Raw genomic sequence first — 23,551 nt, 5'->3', positions numbered from 1 at the left:
ATACCAGGGATTAACCGCAGGCACTTCCCAGGCACTCTAATGGGTTACTAATGGTTGATTGGCACTCATTAATTACATAATGAACCGTTGCCACCTGAAGTTTATACTTTCTTTCCCTAATGACAATTTTGGGTTTAAATGTTTCACCTGTTTATAGTTTACAGGTTATAATTTGATTATCAATAAGATTATAAAATACATGCGTTTTTCGATCGTTTTCGTGTAGAAAAGTCTAGACATAGGTTAAACATATACTAGACAAACCCTAGACGGATCTCGGGTTGAGGTTAGGGAAATGTTAGGGAGAGGTTAGGATGAGGATGGGAGAAGGTTGGCATTAGGTATTAGGCACTGGGTATTGGGTATTACGAGTTGGGGGTTGATAGGGCATCAGTCAATAGTCATGGGTCAATAGTAAGGGGTGGTCCATCCCTAAAATAGGTTGGTGTATTAAGGCTGCGAAAAAAGAGGCTGTTCGAAGAGTATTTCGAAACAGCCTCTGAAACCACGAACATATATAAACCTAATCGTTACTCAGGGTCGAGAATTTAAAGTTGTCTTTTAACGGTGCATATACACGTACATAGTCAACTTCCATGCGTTGTGGCCAGATGGATTCGTCTACGCCTTCGCGTCCGCCCCAGCCTCCTCCAACTGCAATATTCATTATTAAGTGGAAGGGATGATCGAAAGGCCAGGCATCGCTACCAGATCCATTGTTTTCAAACACATGGTAAGGAACACCATCAATAAGAAACGTAATTTTCTTTTCTGTCCAGTTAATGGCATAGATATGAAAAGCTTTATCAAAGTCAGTCACTGTTTTTTGCTTACCGACTTGTGTTCCCTTGATATGGTTAAAGTCCTCTGTATGAACTGTACCATGAACGACGCCAGGATCATAACCAACGTGTTCCATGATATCAATCTCACCACTTTTAGGCCATCCGCCGTATTTTAACGAATCAGGCAGCATCCAAATAGCAGGCCATGATCCCCTGCCAAAAGGTAACTTTGCCTTTATTTCGATATAGCCATACTTAGGAGAAACTTCTCTTACCGAACGTACCCTTGCTGACGTATATGCACTGTTACCCGTTTGTTCTTTATGTGCTTCAATAATAAGACGTCCATTTTCTACCCTTACATTCTCAGACTTTTCTGTATAATATTGCAACTCATTATTACCCCAACCACAGAGTTGCGGACAGCCATTACCCAAGTGATAACTCCAAAGTTTGGGATCAGGCTTGCCGGTATAGTCAAACTCGTCGTGCCATATCATTTTGGGTTTGCTTTTATACTCTGCCGATGTTGTAAGAAGAATCCAAAATGAAACAGGAAGAAATATATTCATACAAAAGTTAGTCTGTTAAAAAGTAGGTTATGGTTTAAAGGTCATTACTCGGGTTGAAACACTCTTATGTAATCAACAGTCATCTGTTGTGGGAAAGTTGTAGACTCATCAGGACTACCTGGCCAGTTACCTCCTACTGCAACATTGAATATAAAGAAGAACTGATTTTTAAATTCGCTCAGATCAGCAGATGTAATATCAACAACATTGAACTGAACATCATCTACATACCATGTTATTGACTTATCATCCCATACAATAGAGAACACGTGAAACTTGTCAGCAAAAACGCCTGATGTTAACGAATATTCCTTTCCAAAGTTAACGGGTTGGCCGTTGCTTTCCCAGTGGATGGTTCCATGTACGGTGTTATCTTTGCCTGCACCACCTCCTACTAGTTCCATAATATCAATTTCGCCACATGCCGGCCAAGGGACTGTACTTATGTTATTTCCCAGCATCCATAACGCAGGCCATATACCTTTTCCTTTAGGAACTTTTGCACGAATATCAACACGACCGTATTGAAACACTTTTTTATCTTTTGTTATAATACGGGATGATGTGTACTCACTACCCTCAAAGCTTTCCTTTTTAGCGGTGATGGTAAGATAGCCGTCTTTCACGCTAGTGTTTTCAGGACGATAATACTGAAGTTCATTATTACCCCACCCATTTGCACCTCTTCCAATTTCATGCGTCCAATAACTGGCGTCTAAGGAAGTGCCGTCAAATTCATCCTGCCAGGCAAGCTTCATACCCACATAGGTTAAAGGCGTTGTATAGCCATCCTGAGGAAGGACCTCGACCGCAACTTGTTTAGTTTCTGTAATAAAAGCTGTCGCCGTAGTGTGCGCTTGTACGGTTACGGTATATGTGCCTGACCTGGCGTATTTATGAGTGGCCATTCCCTCGTTGGTGTTAACAGGCTTTTCATTGGCTCCATCGCCAAAGTAGACATTGTAAAAGTTAGCATTCTTTGCAGATGCAGAAACCGTTACTTCTCCTGTTCCTTTTTCATCTACTTCAACATTTAAAGCAAGATCTGAAGGAAGTTTTAGCTCTGGTGAAGATTCGTCGTCATTGCAACTCATGATTACAATGAGGGCAACCAGTAAATAGTATGCTTTTTTTAACACGATTTTAGTATTTAAATTGCACAACAGATGCAGTTTATCAGTTAAATACTTACCGATAAACTGCATCATATTTTAATCTATTTTTTATTCAGGTAACAATTCAAAATCATCTATAAAGAAGATTCCCCCTGTAAAAATGGCTTCACCTCCGATTTGAATTACTACTTTATCGAAATCCGTTCTCGAAGAAAAAGCAGAAAAGTCGAACGTCAATTCAAGCCATTTATCAGTCTGAAGATTATTCTGAATAACTTCTGCCTGCGTGGTGTAAGCATTACCACCAAGGTCAGAGTTTTGTAATTTAACAGAAACCTGCTTCTGCAACGTCTTGTATGATTGCCATGATTCACCACCTTCTGTGGTGTAATCGTTATAACTTGGAATAAATACCTTTAACTTGAAAATATGCCGGTTACGGATATCCATTTTATAATCAAGAGGTATTTGAACGTTTGCAAATTCGCCGGCATTACCACTCGCCTTAACATACTTACCCACTTTTGCAGAGATATTAATTGGAACAGGAGCAGGATTATCATAAGCGACAATTGATCCTTGAGAATCATTAACGAAATTTACAGTAGGTTCGCCTTCGAAGTCTTCACTGATATCTTCGATCTTGTATTCAGGCGTTTCTGGTTCTTCGGGTTCCTCTGGTTCTTCTGCTGGAGGAGTATACCCTTCAGGGACCAAACGTAAATACCACGCTAAGCCTGGATCTCCTGCATCTAAATATCGTAAGTGTAGTAATTCAGATGTTGCCGTTAAAATTTCATAAGTTGATACACCGGTATAAAATCCAATGAATCCATTTCCATTAATTGTAATGAATTGCTTTCCATCAGATTCAGTTAAAGTCCAAGTAAGGTTATCAGGTGCTGTAAAAGGCGCCGTGTAGTCATCCTTATTTAAATACGCACCAGGAAATTTAGGTACTTGAAGATTATCTATATATACATCACCATTTGTCTGTTGCGTATATTTAAAACCTTGCAGAGCAAATGTATATTTATCATCGTACAATCCTGTTTCGCTTTTGATATCAGGAGGGGCTGGCCAATATATCTCAAGGCTTGAACCGTTACCAACAGCCATGTGTCCTAAAGTCTTAGAGTCTATCACCCATGTCTTTCCTTGCGGTTCATCTTTCCCTCCAGTAATGATGTTATAAATAGGCAGATCAAGCAGTGTTGGATCATCTTCAGCTATTTCAATGGTTTGTGTTGTTGTTGCACTTCCTCCTGCTGTATAAACAGTAAGTGTGACCTTGTAGCTTCCTTTAAGCGGATACTCTGTTACAGGTTCATTTCCTTCTCCTGTTTTTCCATTTCCGAAATTCCATCTTTTGAAAAGTACGTTAGATGTATTAGAGAATTTAAGTACGTTGGCACTTCTCTCCGTACTGGAGTACGTGAAGACTGCGTCATCTTCAACTGGTGCTGATGCCGTATCAAGCATTGCTTCATCTTCCTGACATGATACCAGGAACAGCTGCAAACACAGAACTCCTAGTAGAATAAAGAATATTTTTTTCATATTAACGCCATGTTTAAATTAATACTTCGGATTTTGTTTCCACCCAGCGCGAGCAAGATCGATTTCGTCCTGTGGTATAGGGAATAGCTCATGTTTGCCTACTTCAAATCCTTCAATCTCCTGTCCTGCTTTTCCTGTTCTTACAAGATCAAAGAATCGAAGTCCCTCTCCTGCAAATTCTACACGGCGTTCATTCCAGATCGCTTCTGTAAGTGCAGTACCTGATAGATTAAGTGCAGGCATCTCAACACTTGGACGTGTTCTTACCATGTTCAGGTATGAGAGCGCTAATCCACCATCAGGAGACGGTTTTCTGTTATGTGCTTCTGCTGCCATTAGTAATACATCAGCATAACGAATGACGTGGTGATTGAGTGGACTGGTAAGATCATCATCAGCCGGACCTTTTTCACCCTCTCTCTTGATATACTTGTTGTTATAGTAACCGGTGTGTCCTCCTGCGCCTACTGCATACGTGATGGATGTACCTTGGCTTGCAATAAATGCTTCAATATCCAACACGGAAGCCTCAAGTCTAGGGTCTCCATTTTCAAAAGCATCTACCAGATCCTGTGTTGGTAAGTTGTAGCTATTTCCATCTGCATAAATAGGACCTTTATATGCTCTTATTCCATGAAAGCCAACAGCAGCAAATCCTTCAAGACAGGTAAAACAACCATAGCTACCACCCTCTGCACCTACATATTCTATGTCAAATACAAATTCAGCATCTCTTTCGTTAGCTACGTAAAAAAGTCCGCTGTAATTATTTGATAACGAATATGGCCCTTCATTAATCACTCTATCAAGTGTTTGAGCTGCTTCTGCAAATTTATTCTGATATAAGTATACTTTACCAAGTAATGACAGTGCGGCGCCCTTGGTAATACGACCCTTTTGCTGGGCTGTCCAATCCAGTATCTCTGCCGCATATAGTAAGTCCTTTTCGATCTGGGCATATACTTCAGCCGAAGGCGTGCGTTGTAATGAAGATAGTTCCTCTGCTCCCAACCGCTTGTTAAGAACTACAGGAACATCGCCAAAGAACTTTACCAACTCAAAATAGTAATACGCACGAAGGAATGAAGCCTGGGCAAGTATTTTATCCTTCCCTTCAAATTCAAGTGCATCTTTAAACTCAAAAATATAATTAGCACGTGTTATACCTGCATACATATAACGCCAGATACTTCTGAGTTCTGCATTTACACCGCCATGTCTCATTGCATCTATTTGATGAAGACCTTCTGAATCCGTAACGGATTCTCCTCCTGCAATGGAATTATCAGAAGCTATTTCACCAATCCAGATACCTAAATAGGATGTCTGCAATAAATCGTATGCACCCGTTAGTGCTTTATCGTAGTCACTGGGTGTTTTAAAGTAATTGTCTGCGTTTTGAGCGTAAAGCGGATCGATATCAACGTAGTCATCACAACTTGTCGATAGAAATGCACTACAGACAGAAAGTATTGATATTCTTATAAAATTCTTCATTGTTTAAAAATTTAAATTTAAACCTGCCATAAATGTCCTCGCTTGAGGGTAGTATCCGTAGTCAATACCAGAAGTAAGTGGGCTATCAGTAGCCAAATCAGGATCATATCCCATATACTTTGTAAAAGTAAACAGGTTATTTACAGCAACGTAAACTCTTAATCTCTTTACATGGATTGCATTTCCTATTGCGGCAGGCAATGTATAGCCTAACTGAACGTTCTTCACTCTTAAATAAGAGCCATCTTCAACAAAATAATCAGAGAGCACACCGTTTGTATTTTCGGCATTCGTCAGTCTTGGTTCTTTATTGGTTGACCCTTCGCTGGTCCACCTGTTAAGCTTATAATTCAATTGGTTTGATAGGGGTAGCTGACGTTCATAATTTCTTAAGATCTCATTGCCTATGCTTGCATACAGGAGGGTAGAAAAATCAAATCCTTTAAATGAGATACCTAAGTTTAGTCCCATTGTTACATCGGGAATCGGTGAGCCAATCATTACCTTATCCGTGTCTCCGCTAAAGTCAATAACACCATCTCCACTTGCATCTACAAATTTAAGATCACCTGGTTGTGCTCCGTTTTGTACAACACCTCTTTCAGTTACCTGATCATTATTCTGATAGATGCCTTCTGTTTTGTATCCGAAGAAGTAACCAATTGGGTATCCTACCTGCATTCTTGTTGCTGTTCCTCCTCCTACGCTAAATGCGCCATACTCGAAAAAGTCTACCCCAGGAGGCAGTGCGGTAACTTCATTTTTAATTGTTGTGAAATTATAACCGATATTGAATTTGAAGTCTTTACCAATGGTATTTGAGTAGTTAATCGCAAATTCAAAACCTTTATTGCGTACATCACCCCCGTTAACATAGGGAGGACTTCCTCCTGCGCCATAGGCTCCAAGTACACCAGAAACATCAGGCGTAAGGAGTAGATCTTTAGTAACTTTAATAAAGTAATCTGCGGTAATGCTCAATTTATCCTCGAACATACTTAAGTCAACACCAAAATCAGTCTGATGCGTTGTTTCCCATTTTAAATCGGCATTTCCTAATCTGCCTATAGCAATTCCATTTACTAATTGATCATCAAAAGGGTAAACACCTTCACCTCCTAATAACGCATAGTATGCATCAACATCAATACGATCATTTCCTAATACACCATAGCTTGCCCTCACTTTCAAAAATTCAAATAATTCAGAGTTAAAGAAGGGCTCGTCTGATGCTACCCACGCTGCGGATGCAGAAGGGAAATAACCAAAGCGATTGTTACCACCGAACTTTGTCGATCCATCTCTTCTTAAAACTGCTGAGAACAAATACCTGTTCTTGTAGGAGTATTCTCCTCTCACAAACTGAGACAATAACCTGGAACGATTTTGCCAGGATGAAGTATTGTTCAGGTAGTCAGAAGGTGATGTTAAGGAAATATCAGCGAATTCATAGGAATTATAAGGTACATTATATCCTGTCCCTGAAAGGCTTTCGTTTCTATCTGCAATCATGGAAGTACCTATAGTTGCTTTCACTTTGTGTACTTCTGCGAATGTTCGGTTGAAGTTTAAAAAAGCTTCGAGGTTGTAGTTGAAATAGGAACTTCTTGTTTCCGTTACATTATTATAGACCGGTATTTCAGTATCTCCGATCTTCTGAGTTTTAGGGTCAAGGTTTTCATTGGCAGCTGTGTTTTGCGCTTTACCTAAACCATACCACACGAGCGGATTAAACACTTTATCATCTACGATCGCATAGTTGTATCCGGCTCTTCCCGTAAGTTCAAAATTGTTATTGATCTTATAAGTAAGCTCTTGCTTTCCTACTAATTTATTAACACGTGCTTCATTATACGTATTCGTGATTTGTGCTAACGGATTGATTACTTCGCTCACTTCTGTTAGATATGTATAAGTACCATCAGCATTCTTAACTGATGCCGCCGGAGATGCGTTAATGGTATTAAATAAGACGGAACCAAGACCATTTTCAGGTAACGTTCTCCTTCTCTCATTTGTATATAAGAGTACATTTTGCAATGTAACTTTAGGAGCCAGGTCAGTAGTAAAATTTATACGACCGTTGAATCTTTTATAGCCAGACTTATCACCTCCTACTATACCTTCCTGATCCATAAAAGAACCACCAATTGAATAGGTGCTCTTTTCAGAACCTCCCGTAACGTTCAAGTTGTAGTTTTGTATAGGAGCCGATTGGAAAATCTCATCCTGCCAGTCTGTTCCTTTTCCTAAATTTGCATTGGCAAACGGTGGCGTTTGTCCCGCTAAGCCATACATTTCATTCTTTAGAACAGCATATTCGGTTGCGTTCAACAGGTTTAATTTCCTGGTTGTCTCTTGCAATCCATAATAACCGCTAAACTCAAATGAAGGCGCCTGATTTCTCTTACCTTGCCTGGTTACTATATTAACAACACCATTTGCGCCTCTTACCCCATATATGGCAGCAGAAGCATCTTTAAGCACATCTATAGATTCTATATCAGAAGGGTTTAACGCAGCAAGTCCATCGTCAGAATAAGGCACACCATCCACTAAAATGAGTGGTGCATTATCTCCATTGGTTGATAAACCACGGATTCTGATGTTAAGAGCACCGCCAGGAGAGCCGGACGATGAGCTAACCTGAACGCCAGCCAGCTGGCCTTGCAGTGCTTGCTCTACCCTTACCGGATTAACGGTTTGGAGGTCCTGACCGCGGACAGAAGAAACTGATCCTGTCAATTCCTTAACAGTTGATGTGCCGTAACCAATTACGACAACTTCATCCAGGTTCTTTACATCTTCCTGAAGTTCTACATTAATAGTTGAGCGGCCTGCTATGTTTTGTTCCTGTGTGGCAAAGCCAATAAAAGAAAACACCAGCGTCTGGCCTTCGGCCGGGACGTCGATACTGTAACGGCCATTGGCATCTGTTGATGTGCCTCGGGTCGTTCCCTTTACAAGAACACTCACACCAGGAAGGCCTGCCTTGTCAGTCCCTGATGTCACCTGCCCTGTAATTACATTTTGTGATAGTGCTGCTGAAATGAATGTCATATTCAGTAGCACAATGAGTAAGTATTTATTCATGCATTTTATTTGGTTGGGTACGAAAACGTTTCCAAAAGTAGCCCGACGCTATACCTTAGCCTAAAAAAATACTACATCAATACTACATCAACCCAGCAAAACCACTACAACAATTACACATCAAGCCGGTTAAAATCTTTATTTTTATCAAAAAAATGGGATATTCACAAAAAGGTGATAAATACACCACATTTTAGAGGTACATCAAAGCCGAATAAATTAACCTAAATCATTACGAATGAGCGTAATATTTTTACGAGTAACCGAAATCGTTTTCATTTTACTCCCATTTTTGGCAAATGGTCAGGAATATGGAACGCCATTCATAAGGAATTATACAACTGAGGAATTTAACGGCGGCATTCAGAGCTGGAACATCGTCCAAGACAATCAGGAAATCATTTATATAGCTAATAACTTTGGACTCCTTCAATTTGATGGGACTTTCTGGAATATTCACCCGGTAAGGAATGGCACCAAAATAAGATCGGTACTTGTTGGCAGCGATCAGAAAATATACGTTGGTAGCCAGGCCGACTTCGGCTACTTCAGCCCCAACGCTTATGGGACATTACAATACTATTCGTTGGCTGACAGCCTCCCGTCTAAATACAGGAATTTTGATGAGGTTTGGCGGATCTATGAGAAAGATGGGAGTTTATATTTTTTCACTTTTAAGAATATATACGTCTACGCGCCTGGCAGTATTCCGCAAACAATAGAACCAAAATACCCGCTGGAGTTCTCCTTCCTTGTAAATAAACAGTTTTATACGCTGCAATGGGGCCATGGTCTATCCATGCTTGAGGGAAACGAACTTAAGTTAATACCTGGCGGTGATTTCTTTGCCAAACGACAAATAGCTTCAATCCTACCATTAAACAATACCAATATCCTCATCTTCACTATTCACGATGGGATTTACATCCACGACGGGCTTTCCATTAAAAAGTTTGCTGTAGAAGAGACTCCCATTATTACTTCGAGCGTGATTAACCAGGCCATTATGTTAAAAGATGGAACATTTGCGCTGGGGACCCAAAATAATGGACTGGTTATCATTAACCGGGAGGGAAAACTGGTATTACACATAGACCGCGAGAATGGTCTCTTGGACCAAACTGTGCACGGACTTTACCAAGACGTACATGAAAATCTCTGGCTTGGGCTTAACAATAGCATTTCAATGATAGAGTTGAGTTCTCCGTTCTCTTTTATCGATAACAATGTCGGACTTATAGGAACAGGTTACTCTGCGCTACAAGTAGGAAGTATTTTATATCTCGGGACAAACACAGGGTTATTCTATTGGGACCAGAAAGCTTCAAAAAGACATTTTGAGTTGGTTCCCAATAGTGCAGGACAGGTGTATAAACTTACCAGCATTAATGGTCATATTCTTATGGGGCATCATAATGGCCCTTATGAAATCATCAATAAAAAAGCACAACTTATATACCCGGAACGAGGAGCATGGGAATTTGTTTCCTTCCCTAGGCATAACGACTATATCGTTATGGGATCTTATACTGGCCTGAGTCTTTTACAGATCAAGGATCAGAAAATTCACTTCAAACATAAATTTAAATCATTTGAAGAGTCATCGAGGGTGTTGGAATTCGATGATAAGGGCGATTTATGGATGGCGCATGGTTACAAAGGAATTTATAAGTTAAAAGTTGACCGTGAACTCGACAATATCAAATCTATACGCTTCTATAATTCTCATGATGGTTTGCCTTCTGACTACCTGAACAATATGGAGGTGATTGACAACAGGCTTATCTTCCCTGCCTCTCAGGGAATTTATAAGTACGAGCAGGACAAATTTGTACCTGATGCACAGTACAGCACTTTATTTCCTGACAATGAGCACATCGTTGAAATGGAGCAGGATGTATTAGGAAATATATATTTTATCACCAGGCCTAAGGTTGGAAAAATATTGTTCGACAAATTTGGTAAGGCTACAACTGATACCCAGGTATTTAACAAGATAAAGGATCTTCTTAATGATGATCTTGGAATTGTGCGCGCGCTTGATGCAGACAACATTCTATTCGGCGCAAAGAAAGGTTTTATTCATTACAATGCTGCCAAGCGAAAAGACATGCCCCCTTATCAAACTCATCTAAGGAAGGTGCTGAACACATCGACAGAAAAAGATTCACTACTGCTGGAAGGCACCAAACTTTACTCGGATAACGAACTCGTTCTTCCCTATAAACTAAATTCTCTTCGCTTTGTATACTCATCATCCTTTTATGAAAATCCAGAAAAGACAGAATACCAGTTTTACCTTGAGAATTTTGATCAGGGGTGGTCTTCATGGATACAAAAGACAGAGAAAGAATATACTAACCTTCCTGAAGGTGAATATACCTTCCATGTTAGATCACGGAACATCTACAGCACAATAAGTGAAGCAAAAGCTTTTACGTTTACTGTTCTTCCTCCCTTCTACCGAAGCTCAATAGCGTATGTGCTTTACAGTATTTCAGCAATGTTTCTTTTTGTAATGATGTTTCAGTACCTGAATAAACGTTTTAAGAAAGAGAAGAACCTCATCCTATTGAATAAAGAACAGGAACTTCATAAAAAAGACACGGAGATAAAAGAGATTGCGGACCAAAGTGAGCAACAGATTGTAAAACTGAGAAATGAAAAACTGCAGTCTGAAGTTGATCACATGAACCGCGAACTTGCATCTTCTACCATCCACCTCATTAATAAAAATGAGCTTTTAAATACAGTTAAACGTAACCTGGAGGATTTAATCAAGAAGAAAGATTTCGAGAAGCCCCAGGATGATCTACAAAAGATTATACATAATATTGATCAAAACTTAAGCAGTGACAACGATTGGAAGCAGTTTGAACTTCACTTCAATAACGTTCATGGCAATTTTACAAATAGATTGCTGGAAAAGTATCCTAAACTTACTCCCCAGGAAGTAAAATTAAGTGCTTACCTTCGCTTAAATTTAAATACAAAGGAAATTGCTCATCTCTTGAATATATCTGTACGGGGTGTCGAGATTAGCCGTTACAGACTACGCAAGAAGCTTTTACTTGACCGCAATGAAAACCTTACAGATTTTATGTTGAAGTTTTAGTACGACAAGAAAAAAGCGAAAGGGTGCTCACTCCAAAAAAAGATATTCTAATTGGAATACTATTTTCAGTATTATGGTCTTCTGCGGCTATTGCAGCGAAACTTGGTTTTCATTCGGCTAGTCCTATTGAATTAGTAATGCTCCGTTTCCTTGCAGTAGGTGTTTTACTACTCTTGGGAATGCTAATATACACCGGCAAGATCCATCTACCGCAAAAAAATGAATGGCACAAGATTGCTATCTTCGGACTTCTTAATACAACAGTATACCTTGGTTGTTTCTTTATCGCTATTAAGGACCTTCCTGGTGGACTTGGAAATTTGTTCACGTCAGTTAACCCGCTGATTATACTTCTTTTAAGCAATCTTTGGATGAAGCGAAAGGTTAAGACAAACGAGCTTACAGGGATGTTGTTGTGCACTGCGGGGTTGGTTATTGCAACGTTTCCCCTACTCAGAAGTGAACAAATAAAAATAACTCCGGTAATTGTTATGCTTCTTGGAATGTTTTCATTCTCGTTAGGCAATGTCTATTACAGCAAAACTAAATTTAGTTTATCTGCAGATAGTATTAATGCGTGGCAAATTGTAATCGGAGGATTAGGTTTATCTCCACTACTGCTAGTAAACAGAGGTGATGCTTACCTCATTCCCGATTTAAATTTTTGGCTTAATCTTCTGTGGTTATCCGTCGTTGTCTCTATCATATCGGTAAGGCTTTGGTTTTATCTTCTTAAAAAAGATCCAGTACATGCAAGCCAATGGTTATACCTTGCTCCCGTATTCGGTTATATCCTTTCTTTCTTTGTTTTAGGAGAAGCCATTACTGGCTATGCTATAGCAGGAACTGTTGTAGTTATTGCTGGACTTATCCTTAGTAAAAAGTCTGTAAGAAAGATCAACGAGGGAGTAACAAAAAAATAGCAAGACTAAAAAGAAAATACCTCTGACCTGCATATCGCTGACCAGAGGCATTGTTATAATACTATTCTTAGTTGAATATCTTCTCCAGCACCTTGTTCAACTCCTCTCCGCGTAAATTTCGATGGACGATCTTTCCCTGAGGATCGATAAGGAAGTTTGCAGGTATAGCCTGAATGCCATATTTTACTGCAGCTTCATTCTTCCATCCTTTAAGATCAGATACTTGTGCCCAAGGCAAATTATCTTTCTCCAATGCATTTTTCCAGCGTGCCTGGTTATCATCAAGCGATACACCAAGAATATTTAAACCTTTATCCTTATACTTACTATAAGCGTGTTTTAGATTTGGATTTTCGGCGCGGCATGGTCCACACCAGCTTGCCCAGAATTCAAGTAACACATATTTTCCTTTGTAAGAGGATAAGCTTACTGGTTTTCCATCTATATCATTTTGCGTAAAATCCTGGAAGGCGTTTCCTAAATCAACAGTTTCAAGATTATCTAAACGCTGGGCTACTTCTTTTGCCTTTTTCAGACTCTTTACTTCCGGACCAAGAATGTAATACAAAGTTTTAGCAGTTTTATAATTCGCTTCATTTGTCCAAACCATTAGCTCCTGCAAAGCAGCCGGACTGTTTGGATGCGTAAGAATAAATTGCATTCTGATATCATACTCCATCCTGTAAAGCTTCTCTGCATGTGTTAATATCTCCTTCATCTTTATGGAGTCACCTGCATTCTTTGCTGCCTCACTTGCGTTATACAAGTTCATTACCCTGTTTCTATGCGCTTGTATCTGTGTTTCGAGTTCAGCATAATCATCCTGTACCTTTGATCCTTTAATAACAAGGCGATCAAGCGCATTGATATCCCCTTCTACCTGCATGTTTACATTTTCGGCATAGAATACCTTTTGTAGCCGTCTGTCTTTGGTGTGAAGGAAAACCATCTCGGGTTCAGATACCTTTCCAGCAAATTTAAACGCACCCCCTTTTACAGCACATGAATCTAATTTTGAAACTCCATCTTCAGTATGTGCGAAATAGATATATGGATAGCTAAACCCTTTAATCTTACCTGTTATTACAAAACCATTACCTTTTGGATCACCGGAGGAAAAACCAAAACAGATTGTTGCTAGTATTAAGACGAACGAAAAAGTATATTTTAACATTTAGATTTTATTTTTTACTTCTATAAATTGTTATTGATTATTTTATTAATGCCCTTATGCGCGAAACCGGTATTGTTTCCTTAGATACCATCTGAAGGTTGTTATCGGAGTTATACAGCGATAGCGTTGCAGAAACGACACCGACTATGTTACCCTTGTTATCAAAGACAGGGCCACCGCTGGATCCTTGCCCAAAGTCAGCAGTAATGCTTATCTTCTCACCTCCTTGCCTCTTATACAACCTCGAAACACTACCTTGCGTAAAAGAGTAGAACATAGAATGCGGATGTGCAATTACTGTAACATCATCCCCTACCTGAGGATCTTTTCCCAAGGGAAGCACAGGAAGTTTCCTGCCATCAGTTTCAAATTTAAAGATGGCAATGTCGTCACCCAGATGACCAGCAAGCACGGCTTTGATTGGATAAACGTTGCCCTGATGATCCATAACAACATGTGCCAGGTCATGTTTTTCATCCGTAGCATTTCCACGAAATATATGATAGCTCGTAACGCCAAGGCCATCTTCTGAAATTGTGAACCCTGATGCTGCGCGAACGTGATCATTCGGGCAGTGATCACACTTAAAAAGTGTTGCTACTACAAGTACTCCTTCTTTGCTTTTATTGTACAAAGCAGAATTACCCAGCGCTTTACTATAAGGCTTCTTTAAACTTACCTGGCAGCTTTCATTATCCAATTGTTTTGCCAACGCTGAGAGCGGCGTAGTCTTATTCTCATTCATCAACCAATTGCCAGCTGAAAGAATGGTCTGATAGATGCGATCATCTTCAATAGGCCCTGTAGCAGGAGAATAATAGGATACCTGGAACTGCGCTCTTAGATAATGGCAGCATAGTACTAAAAATAATAACAGTAATCTCTTCAACATCACTTGATAACTATTTGCTCATTATTTCCTTACGACTACATCAACGGGTGAACCTGGTATATTGTCGATAACACGATAAACGCTTCCGTATTTACCCGTACTAACATCGAGATAGTAAATACTGCCTTCAACTCCTGCTATGAGAAGGTCGTTATCAATCAGCTTAATCATGGTTACTGTTTTACCGCTGAAGTCAGCTTCAAGTGGGCGCAAGTCCTGGTTATCGGGAACATAACGGTAAATCTTATCATCTGAAGTAAAGAATATCACATCAAATTGCGATCCCTGCCATTTGGTATTCTCCCTGATCAAACTAGCCCCAGGGAATTGGACCTTCCGTTTAGGAAAGAAAACCGTAGGCTCTGTATCAAACTTGTACTCGTATATGATGCCATTCGCATCCTTTCCGAAAGCATAGGAGTTCTCGGGATTTAAATCTTGCATATAAAGCAAGTCAACCTTCATATCCTTAGGATCAAAAGAGTCTTTTCCTGACTCCTGCATTGCTGGTATAACCGTATAATTTAAACCAGTAAAGCCAAGGTTCATATCAAACTGTAGAAGCTGCTTTTTGTTAACGTCGTATCCTAAGTAATGTGCTCCATAAAAATTAAACCAGGGCGATAGTTCATAGTCACCTGCGGCCCGCGCACCAAATAATCCATATACAGGACTTCCTGAAAAGGTTTGCCATGTACCACAATAAAGTTTTCCATTGATAACACCATGAGAGATTGCTCCCGCGGGATGTGTCTTAAGGGAGTTGGCTACTATCGGATCAGGAGTCTCGAAGAAATTGTCTTTTAGATACCTCGTGCGAAGCATTGTTGCAGCCTCAAGTATTACACCTGGTTTATTTATTTCCCCTGTCACAATGTGATAGCTTTGAGTGTAGTAGTTATCAACTATCAGTATCTGCTTCGGATCGTTAGGCAAATTCTCGCCATGCAGTCCTTCATACAAGTTTGGGATAAGAACATTTCCTGCCTTCACAAAAGACAATCGGGCAATACCTCCATCGTTACTCAATATGGCAGTTCCTGTCGAAAACTCTGTTCTTCCTTCTATTTTAAAATTATAGAAGTACTTCATTCCATTGGTTTGGTTGGTAATGGTAAGTTTTGCTGAATAGATTGCAGGCTTCAGGTTAAATAAGAACCTTAAAGTAGACCCCTTGTAAAACTCACCTTTTAACTCCAGGTGATTGGCTATTTCCCAATCAAATGTTAAGGCGTCGGTTCCTGCAAGTGAATGTGTCACTTTGGGTTCAATAATAAGGCTATCACCTATATAACCAACAAAAATGTTGTCCTGAAGTCCTATCACTGTAGGATCTTCTACTTCCTTATAATCATAATTGCCAAGGTCTTCATAGCAAGAAGTAACAGAAAGAAGAACTATTATTAGTAAGTAAAGTATATTCTTTTTCATAATTATTTCATTTTATAAAAGAGCTTAAATAGAGGTAGATACAAACTTTCCCTTTTCATCAATAAAGTAATGCTTCCCATCCTCGACATTGAATTTCAATGTATACTTCTTAAATGCATTCTCGCTATTATAAAAGTCATAAATACCTTCTGCTCTTTTTTCAATGATGTAATTAGGATGATCTTTTATCCATAAAAACGGATCGAACAAGAGTGTATTAAATTTACTTTGGAGGAACAGTGCATAAGGAATAAAGAAACTGTTCTCTCCATCCATATTGGGAGGCAAATCCTTGTCATCAACGCCTTCCAGCGAAATAAGGTAGAGACCGTGCTTCGTTCTTGAATACGTGCCAAAGAATGAAATCCAAGGTTTCCACCATACTGGTTCTTCAAGCCTGGCTGAGAACCCTACGCCCGCGTTTGCATAAACAGGAATAGTAACGTCAAAATCGTCGGATGGAACAAGCTCCAGGTAGAGATAAAAGGTAGAATCTGCGAGTCTTGCATCTTTATTGTACAGAATAACTGGAAGCAACGCAGTACCAGAATCAGCTGGAATAGTATAATATTCTTCAAATGGTTTAAAATGCAATGAGCCTTCAGCGGTTGAGGTTAACGTAGACGATTCCCTTACCTTATACTTCCTTTCGTAGGGAACTCGTTTACCTGAAATTGTTACCGGAACATAAACTGTATCCGTAAGCTTTTGTTCAATAGCAAAGGAGTATAAAAAGAACCGGGTATCCGGTACTTGCCCTCTCAAAAAACGATCTCCTTTTTGTTCTTCTGTAAGTCCTACATATTCACTTACTCCGAAGTAAATATTGTCCTTCGCAGCGGCGTAATGAAAATTTTCGTCTTCACTTTCACAAGCGAATACAACGGACACTAAAATAAGTAGATATAGAAAATGCTTTTTCATGACCCTGGGTTTAATCGCGTTGACCTAATCGAATTTCATCATCCGGCATTGGCAATACAAAAACTTTATTACTTGCAGGTGTTTCTGATCCGTCCAATCCTTTGATATTCTTATTTAATCGCTTATACATATAGAAGATCTGTCCCTCTCCATAGAATTCCTTTCTTGCCTCCTTGAGCAATTCGGTAAGAAGCTTCTGTTCATCGCCACTCCAGATCTCATAAGCGCCAGCAATGCCACGGTTAAAACGGGCTTTGTTAAAATAACTCCAGGCGTCATTCTGATTAATTGGATAAGAACATTCTGAAGCGATGTAGTACATTTCACTTAGTCGAATTGCAGGAGCCATTAAAGGATGTTTGTTTGTATTCTCCCGATGATATTTTCTCAGTTCCAAACGCGCGGTCGTGCTGTTATCAATCTTAAACCATTCTTTTATCCTAAGATCTTCAGCTCCTACTGAACCTGTCTCGTATATGGCATTTCCTGGATCAAGACGAACGTTAAGTGAACTGTTTCCTCTTTCGAAGCGATCGCGTAATTCATCTACCTGTGTTGGAATAGCCCAGGCAAACACCAATTCAGGATAAAGAATAAGGTCTTGTTTTTCTTCTTCTACGTTACCAAAATCTTCACGCTTCACTGCGGGGAATTTATTTGATTCGATTACCTCTTTGGCGAAAGCAAGGGCTTCAGATTTGTTGTTTCTACAAAGATGTGCCCGGGCAAGCGTACCACATACTGCATAGTAGTTCATACGGTGTCTTCTGTTTTGCAGAAACAGCGAGCCTTGTTCTTCGTTTGATCCATCATCAGGATTTGTATCAGCATCATCACCATCGGTTGTATAACCAACCTTGTAACTTGGCTTTGCAATGGGATCTATACCTCTTAATAACGTGCGTGCAGAGGTTAAATCTGCAATAACACTATCCAATGCTGCCGCAACTGTTAACTGCGGTGCTGCAAGATTAGAGAAACGTGTAACATAAGGAACTGCAGGCGCAGTGGGGTTACTCTTATACGATGGAGCAAACATGCGGATGATATCAAGGTGGAAATAGGCACGGAGTGCCAATGCTTCACCCTTTACTATCGGATAAACATCCGGCGATAATATCTTACCTTTTATCTCCAGGTTTTCCAATAAGGAATTGCAGTTACCGATAGCGTTATAAAGGCCTTCCCATACCCTGTTCTTTCTATCGATAAAATTCTTTTCTGTGTAATTATAATTCGCTGTTTGCTGATAAGGATACTTTGAACCTGCAATATCAAACACAGAATAGTTTTGTGCGAGTACATCCAGGAATCCGAAGGTTAGCTCCTCACCATACAAATCGTTGCCAATGGCCCGGGAGTATACTCCGTTAAGTGCTTCATAAAAGCCTTCTTCTGTTTGGAACAGTGCATTCTTATCGATTTGTGATACCGGTTTTACATCCAGATAATCAGAACAGGATGCAACACAAATACTAATCAGGAATAGTAAATATTTTTTCATGCTTATCAGAATCTGGTTTGTATAGAAAATGTAAATGAGCGGGCAAAAGGATATTCAATACCACGTTCCATTTGTATCGCAGACCAACGCCACGCATCGTTAGCTGTAACTACAAAGCGCAGCATCTGCATACCCAACTTACGCTCAAGAAATGTTGGTGCGTCGTAAGAAAGGCTTACAGTTTTTAATTCAAGCACTTTATCGGGCTGAACAAATCTGGAAGTAGCCCGTGTAGTACCAAGGTCAGCAATATCCTTATAGAATGCATTGTCACCCGGTTTCTTCCATCGTTGATCAAGAACACGCTGGTCAACATTATAACGCGGGTCAGCATTCTCTACCCTATCAATAAGGGTTTGATTATATTGGTCGCCGCCAAAGTGCGTATAGAAGCTAACAAACAACATCAGATTTTTGTATGAGGCTGTGCCACCAAAAAATCCATATAACGAAGGTGTTTTATCTCCTACAGGTACAATATCATTGACATCATAATCATATGTTAGCGAACCATCCTTTTTTACATAGATTTCTTTACCACTTTCAGGATCAATACCTAGTGATCGAACCGCATAAATTGTTTCCAGTGATCTTCCCTCCGTAAAGCGGAGAAGCGGTACCGATTTGTACTCATCATCCTCCTGCTTTTCATCAGCATCTTTATTAAATCTGGTCAATGCATTAGATATGCTCCTGAGCTTATTCTCATTACGTGTTAAGTTAGCGTTTAAGCTTATATTCCAGTTTTTATTTCTGTAAACGTCGAGCTTAAGGGCTAGTTCATAACCTCTGTTCTCCAATTCACCCAGGTTATCCTTATAAGAGGCATAACCCATTGAAGGAGCAACAGAAATATCTGTGATCAGATCTTTGGTGAGTTTGTAATAGTATGTAGGTGAGATAGTAAAGCGATTATTGAATATAATGAGGTCTACACCTACATCATAATTCTGTGTACGCTGCCATTTAAGGTTATCGTTACCATAAGCAAGGTAAGCAGCACCAACGCCTGTGCTATACCAATCTGTGTAATAGGCATAAGTAGTTTTACCCAGATAAGGAGGAAATGATACCCCTCCTGTAAGCCCTGTACTTGCAGTAACTCTTAACTGGTTAACTAAAGACGAAGTTGACAAAAACGCCTCCTTATGCGCATTCCATCCTATACCGGCAGACCAGAAAGGAGCGTATTTTTTATCAGTACCAAATTTTGAAGAACCATCTAATCTGCCTGTAAGGTCTAGGAGGTACCTATCGGCATAAGAATAGTTTACAGTAAGGAAACTTCCTACAAGTCTGTCTTTTTCATCTAATCCAAAAGGAGAATCATTTTCATAGTAACTGCTGGCAAAACCAATGTTGTCAAATTTGTCATTGGTAAAACCTCTAGCATAGAATGCCTTCTCACTAGAAGTAAATTCACGAACGTTGGCTCCTACTGAAGCATTGATGATGTGATTGTTGATACTTGTATTGTAAGAAAGCAACAGATTTCCGTCTACCGTAGTCTCATCGTCCTGCTTATAATAATAGTCACCACGTTTATTTAAATCACTATTGGAATAGTTGTAGTACCTGTTGGCAAATGGCGATGTGAATTGGTCCTGAGAGAAATTATACTTTGTTAAACTGATCAGTCCCTTCATTAAAAGTCCATTGGTAATATTCCAGTTTACGGAGAAGGAGTTAATGATTTGCGTATATTTACTTTTATTAAAGCTACTCAGCTGCGCATCATATAAAGGATTTAACACAGCATCCTTTGTTGCTACTTCGGCGCCACCATCGTCCCTGTACTTCCGGTTCCATTCATCCAACACACGCAGAACTTGTCCATTCGTATCACGCTTAGCATAGTATGGATTCATCTTCACATAGTCTTCAAAAGATCCGTAAGGTGATTCCTGTGAATTTACCTGGGCTATTGAAGTTGAGTTTTTAAAGGTAAACTTATCATTCAGCACATAAGATAGGTACACTTCTCCCCCATAACGCTTTCTTCCTGATTCCTTCATTACACCGGGTAATGACTGATACTGACCAGTTATTCCATATCGCAATGATTTTGCACCACCTTCAATAGTAAGTGAGTGCTTTTGTCCGATCGCAGTTTCTACTGGTTCTGATAACCAGTAAGAGTCTACACCTCGTAATACCTGACGTTTTTTATGATAGTATAACTGGTCGTACTCATCTTGTCTTATAACATTCTTATTTCTATCAGCATCATAAACCCCGGCCAGGTATTCATATTCAAGTTTCTCAGATGCGTTTAGCACATCGTATACTGAAAGATCTGGCGTAGAAGCATTCAATTCATAATTGTAAGAGAACTGAAGCTTTCCATCTTCTGGGGTTTTTGTTGTAATAACCAACACACCATTCGATGCACGTGAACCGTAAATGGCTGTTGCAGCTGCATCCTTCAACAGTGTTATCGATTCTATTCTATTTACATCAAGATCATAAACGGTTTGCATTGAAACCTCGAAACCATTGAGAATGAATGTAGGAAGGTTGGGATTGGTAGTAAGGTTACTTCTATCCAATTGGGTTGCATCAGTAGGAAGTCCTGTAGCACCACGCACATTTATATCAGGCAAACGGTTAGGATTTGAACCTACGATATTATTTTGCATGACGCGAAAGGATGGATCGAAAGTTTGAATACTTTGAAAGATGTTAACCGGATTGACTTTTTTAAGTTCATTTCCTGTAACAGTAACCGCTCTACCAGTAAAGCTCTCCTTTCTTATATCCTGGTATCCTGTTACAACTACTTCTGAAAGTGCAGTTATATCTTCTTCCAGTACAACGTCAATCGTTGATTGTCCATTGACAGGCATTTCTACTTTTGAAAAACCTATAAATGAAAAGACAAGCACGTCACCTTCTGCAACATCAAGGTGATAAGCACCCTGTGAATCTGTAACAGTACCCTTTGTTGCGCCTTTAACAAAAACACTTACACCAGGTAAAGGATCACCTTTGTTATCCTTTACCACACCACTTACCTGGAAGGCAAAAGATTTTAACGCTCGTGTCTTTGTCTTTACCTCTTCCTTTAAAACAATTACGTCGTCAGATACTTCATAGGTAAGCTGAGTGCCGGTAAGCAGCAGATTCATAACGGCATCTATTCCGTTGGTATCAATATGAAAGTCTCTTCGACCGTAGTTGGCGATAAGATCATCCTGATAAAGAAAACTGTAGCCTGACTGTTTTTTAATAGCACGCATTACTTCTTTTAAAGAAGCATCCTGCATATCAATGACGAAACTTTCGTTTTGGGAATAGGCTCTTAAATAGGCGGACATGATGATCACAACCAGCATTAGGGTTTGTTTGCTGCATGTGAACCATAATACCCAGCGAATAACAGGCAATCTGCTAGTGTAAAATTTACTCATAGGTTTTAGGTTAGTTATCTCTAAAGCCAAAACAAGACCAACGTCCCTTTATGACTCATACTTACTTGCTTTATCTGGAGTCGGAGGGTCTAGAATTAGAACCCCAGATTTAAACACCGGTTTTTATTCGGCATTTCGAGATAAGAACACCTTAAAGTTTGGAAAGGATGAATTAGTTTCAAATAAAATTTTAATAAAGGAGGAATAAAGAATGTATCCCTCAATGATTGTATTTAAAACGGATGCAGACACTTGTGCTGTTCTAAAAAATATTTGCGCCGCGAAAAAAAGGAGAAGCTATCTAAAAAGTTACAGCAAAAACCTCCCGTTGGATTCTGACATTTGAGCTCACTGCAAGGGAAGCAGTCAGACGCAGAAACCATTTCGCTAATGTTGCGAATGAGGACCTAAAACTTCTAAGATAGCTTCCCTTACTGAGAATAAATTTCCCGAAAAGAAATAAGGCCGGTTGAGATCAGAAGTAGCTCTGATTGTTCCAGAGTAATCTTAAATACTCAATTTAATATTCAATCATGGAAAACTCTTCTCTGGCATTTTGGAGTTCCTGTTCATATGCTGTAGTCCAACCAAAAGTGTTTACTGCATATGTTTTAAGATCAGCATGTGCGGCACCACTGAAGAAATGAACAAACTCCCCCATATTTAGCTTTCTGTCAGCAGGAAAATGTTCACCAACAAGTTTAAAAAAGCCAGATAGCACTTCAGTTTTACCATAGTTATTGTAAATAGGAAGGAACCAGCTCAATGACCAATATGTGCCTGGCGTAGGTTTATCAGCGTAACTTGTTTTCATTTGTGTTTCCCATTGTCTCGCATTCGCTTCCATGCCGAAATGCTTATAAATATCGTATTGAAAGATTGGTGCAAATTGACTGTCACCCCATATACCATTGGGATAATCACCATACCCCGCTGAATAAGAATGTGCTCCAAATGCAACTGACTCTACCACATGAAACATTTCGTGTGTTATCAGATCTTTAGCCCACCCTTGATTTTCGTCCCACGTATCTGAATAGCAGATTATGGTATTGCGATAGTCCCACGCATCGCTATAATAATAAGAAGCGGTACCAACACCACCTTTACCATGAAGTGTGGCAAATAGGCGCTGGTCTGGAGTACATTGATATACAACTTTTAGATAGCGCCATACGTCTCCGATAAATTTGAAAGTCCATGTTATTTTAGGATCCATATCGCCGTCGTAATAAATGGCGACATCATCGTCATAAAAAACTCTTTTAAGGTTGGCCTTGCCAGTCCAGCCGTCTACCTCCCATGTTTTAGGCGGTGCACCTGGAGGATCAACTTCTTCCACTGGCTTTATTACCTTGTCATCCTTTTCATCGTCACCACAGCCAGTGAGTACCAACGTACTGGCAAAGAGTGCCATACAGATTAAATTCTTTATCATAGGTAAAAATATTTAGGCAAATCGCTATTGCTTAGACGTGATTCAAAAGGTTTTTCCTGCATATTGACAGGTTACCCCTCCGTTTTCCTCTAAGTCTCCTCTAAGTCTCCTCTAAGCC

The 23,551-nt window shown here is 39.7% G+C and carries 14 protein-coding genes; 2 read left to right on the top strand and 12 right to left on the bottom strand.

Annotated features, from left to right (window positions below; translation table 11 throughout):
• Nucleotides 1-523: 523 nt before the first annotated feature.
• Genes KK060_RS21945 through KK060_RS21925 form a run of 5 tightly spaced genes read right to left on the bottom strand, consistent with a single transcriptional unit; the run spans nucleotide 524 to nucleotide 8,622 of the window.
• Nucleotides 524-1,357, bottom strand: a complete 834-nt coding sequence (locus KK060_RS21945) for a glycoside hydrolase family 16 protein (RefSeq protein ID WP_254156606.1) — start codon at nucleotides 1,355-1,357, stop codon at nucleotides 524-526.
• Nucleotides 1,358-1,401: 44 nt separating this feature from the next.
• Entirely contained in the window at nucleotides 1,402-2,565 is a 1,164-nt protein-coding gene (locus tag KK060_RS21940; RefSeq protein ID WP_254156604.1) for a family 16 glycosylhydrolase, read from the bottom strand.
• Between the two features lie 15 nt (nucleotides 2,566-2,580).
• Nucleotides 2,581-4,032: a PKD domain-containing protein gene (locus KK060_RS21935; protein ID WP_254156602.1), complete on the bottom strand. Its 1,452-nt coding sequence runs from the start codon at nucleotides 4,030-4,032 to the stop codon at nucleotides 2,581-2,583.
• A gap of 18 nt (nucleotides 4,033-4,050) precedes the next feature.
• Entirely contained in the window at nucleotides 4,051-5,529 is a 1,479-nt protein-coding gene (locus tag KK060_RS21930) for a RagB/SusD family nutrient uptake outer membrane protein (protein ID WP_254156600.1), read from the bottom strand.
• A gap of 3 nt (nucleotides 5,530-5,532) precedes the next feature.
• Complete coding sequence (locus KK060_RS21925) at nucleotides 5,533-8,622, bottom strand: SusC/RagA family TonB-linked outer membrane protein (protein WP_254156596.1); 3,090 nt, start codon at nucleotides 8,620-8,622, stop codon at nucleotides 5,533-5,535.
• A 238-nt stretch (nucleotides 8,623-8,860) separates the two neighbouring features.
• Here KK060_RS21925 and KK060_RS21920 point away from each other — a divergent pair, with 238 nt between their 5' ends.
• Together KK060_RS21920 and KK060_RS25295 are read left to right on the top strand one after the other, a co-directional pair.
• Complete coding sequence (locus KK060_RS21920; protein WP_254156594.1) at nucleotides 8,861-11,737, top strand: ligand-binding sensor domain-containing protein; 2,877 nt, start codon at nucleotides 8,861-8,863, stop codon at nucleotides 11,735-11,737.
• A gap of 23 nt (nucleotides 11,738-11,760) precedes the next feature.
• A complete protein-coding gene (locus tag KK060_RS25295) occupies nucleotides 11,761-12,660 on the top strand; it encodes a DMT family transporter (RefSeq protein ID WP_254156592.1) in 900 nt (299 codons plus the stop codon).
• Nucleotides 12,661-12,727: 67 nt separating this feature from the next.
• Here KK060_RS25295 and KK060_RS21910 read toward each other — a convergent pair whose 3' ends face one another.
• The 7 genes from KK060_RS21910 to KK060_RS21880 form a co-directional block, all read right to left on the bottom strand.
• A complete protein-coding gene (locus tag KK060_RS21910; protein WP_254156590.1) occupies nucleotides 12,728-13,834 on the bottom strand; it encodes a TlpA disulfide reductase family protein in 1,107 nt (368 codons plus the stop codon).
• A gap of 37 nt (nucleotides 13,835-13,871) precedes the next feature.
• Nucleotides 13,872-14,726, bottom strand: coding sequence for a S1 family peptidase (locus tag KK060_RS21905; protein ID WP_254156582.1), 855 nt, complete (start codon nucleotides 14,724-14,726; stop codon nucleotides 13,872-13,874).
• A 21-nt stretch (nucleotides 14,727-14,747) separates the two neighbouring features.
• Entirely contained in the window at nucleotides 14,748-16,157 is a 1,410-nt protein-coding gene (locus tag KK060_RS21900; protein WP_254156580.1) for a PKD-like family lipoprotein, read from the bottom strand.
• A 24-nt stretch (nucleotides 16,158-16,181) separates the two neighbouring features.
• Nucleotides 16,182-17,081, bottom strand: a complete 900-nt coding sequence (locus KK060_RS21895) for a DUF4843 domain-containing protein (RefSeq protein ID WP_254156578.1) — start codon at nucleotides 17,079-17,081, stop codon at nucleotides 16,182-16,184.
• A 10-nt stretch (nucleotides 17,082-17,091) separates the two neighbouring features.
• Nucleotides 17,092-18,585, bottom strand: coding sequence for a RagB/SusD family nutrient uptake outer membrane protein (locus KK060_RS21890; protein ID WP_254156576.1), 1,494 nt, complete (start codon nucleotides 18,583-18,585; stop codon nucleotides 17,092-17,094).
• Nucleotides 18,586-18,590: 5 nt separating this feature from the next.
• Entirely contained in the window at nucleotides 18,591-21,995 is a 3,405-nt protein-coding gene (locus KK060_RS21885) for a SusC/RagA family TonB-linked outer membrane protein (protein WP_254156536.1), read from the bottom strand.
• 520 nt (nucleotides 21,996-22,515) lie between these two features.
• Nucleotides 22,516-23,433, bottom strand: coding sequence for a hypothetical protein (locus KK060_RS21880; protein ID WP_254156534.1), 918 nt, complete (start codon nucleotides 23,431-23,433; stop codon nucleotides 22,516-22,518).
• Between the last annotated feature and the right edge of the window lie 118 nt (nucleotides 23,434-23,551).

The sequence above is a fragment of the Chryseosolibacter indicum genome, from assembly GCF_018598585.1.
GTDB classification, from domain to species: domain Bacteria; phylum Bacteroidota; class Bacteroidia; order Cytophagales; family Cyclobacteriaceae; genus Chryseosolibacter; species Chryseosolibacter indicus.
The sequence above is the reverse complement of the archived record's forward strand: the minus strand, read 5'-3'. Positions and strand labels throughout refer to the sequence as shown.

Excerpts from the sequence above, each read along its gene's own strand:
- KK060_RS21935 (WP_254156602.1), bottom strand. The coding sequence starts at position 4,032 with ATGAAAAAAATATTCTTTATTCTACTAGGAGTTCTGTGTTTGCAGCTG.
- KK060_RS21940 (WP_254156604.1), bottom strand. The coding sequence starts at position 2,565 with ATGATGCAGTTTATCGGTAAGTATTTAACTGATAAACTGCATCTGTTG.
- KK060_RS21920 (WP_254156594.1), top strand. The coding sequence starts at position 8,861 with ATGAGCGTAATATTTTTACGAGTAACCGAAATCGTTTTCATTTTACTC.
- KK060_RS21880 (WP_254156534.1), bottom strand. The coding sequence starts at position 23,433 with ATGATAAAGAATTTAATCTGTATGGCACTCTTTGCCAGTACGTTGGTA.
- KK060_RS21930 (WP_254156600.1), bottom strand. The coding sequence starts at position 5,529 with ATGAAGAATTTTATAAGAATATCAATACTTTCTGTCTGTAGTGCATTT.
- KK060_RS21905 (WP_254156582.1), bottom strand. The coding sequence starts at position 14,726 with ATGTTGAAGAGATTACTGTTATTATTTTTAGTACTATGCTGCCATTAT.
- KK060_RS21890 (WP_254156576.1), bottom strand. The coding sequence starts at position 18,585 with ATGAAAAAATATTTACTATTCCTGATTAGTATTTGTGTTGCATCCTGT.
- KK060_RS21885 (WP_254156536.1), bottom strand. The coding sequence starts at position 21,995 with ATGAGTAAATTTTACACTAGCAGATTGCCTGTTATTCGCTGGGTATTA.
- KK060_RS21925 (WP_254156596.1), bottom strand. The coding sequence starts at position 8,622 with ATGAATAAATACTTACTCATTGTGCTACTGAATATGACATTCATTTCA.
- KK060_RS21900 (WP_254156580.1), bottom strand. The coding sequence starts at position 16,157 with ATGAAAAAGAATATACTTTACTTACTAATAATAGTTCTTCTTTCTGTT.
- KK060_RS21910 (WP_254156590.1), bottom strand. The coding sequence starts at position 13,834 with ATGTTAAAATATACTTTTTCGTTCGTCTTAATACTAGCAACAATCTGT.
- KK060_RS21945 (WP_254156606.1), bottom strand. The coding sequence starts at position 1,357 with ATGAATATATTTCTTCCTGTTTCATTTTGGATTCTTCTTACAACATCG.
- KK060_RS21895 (WP_254156578.1), bottom strand. The coding sequence starts at position 17,081 with ATGAAAAAGCATTTTCTATATCTACTTATTTTAGTGTCCGTTGTATTC.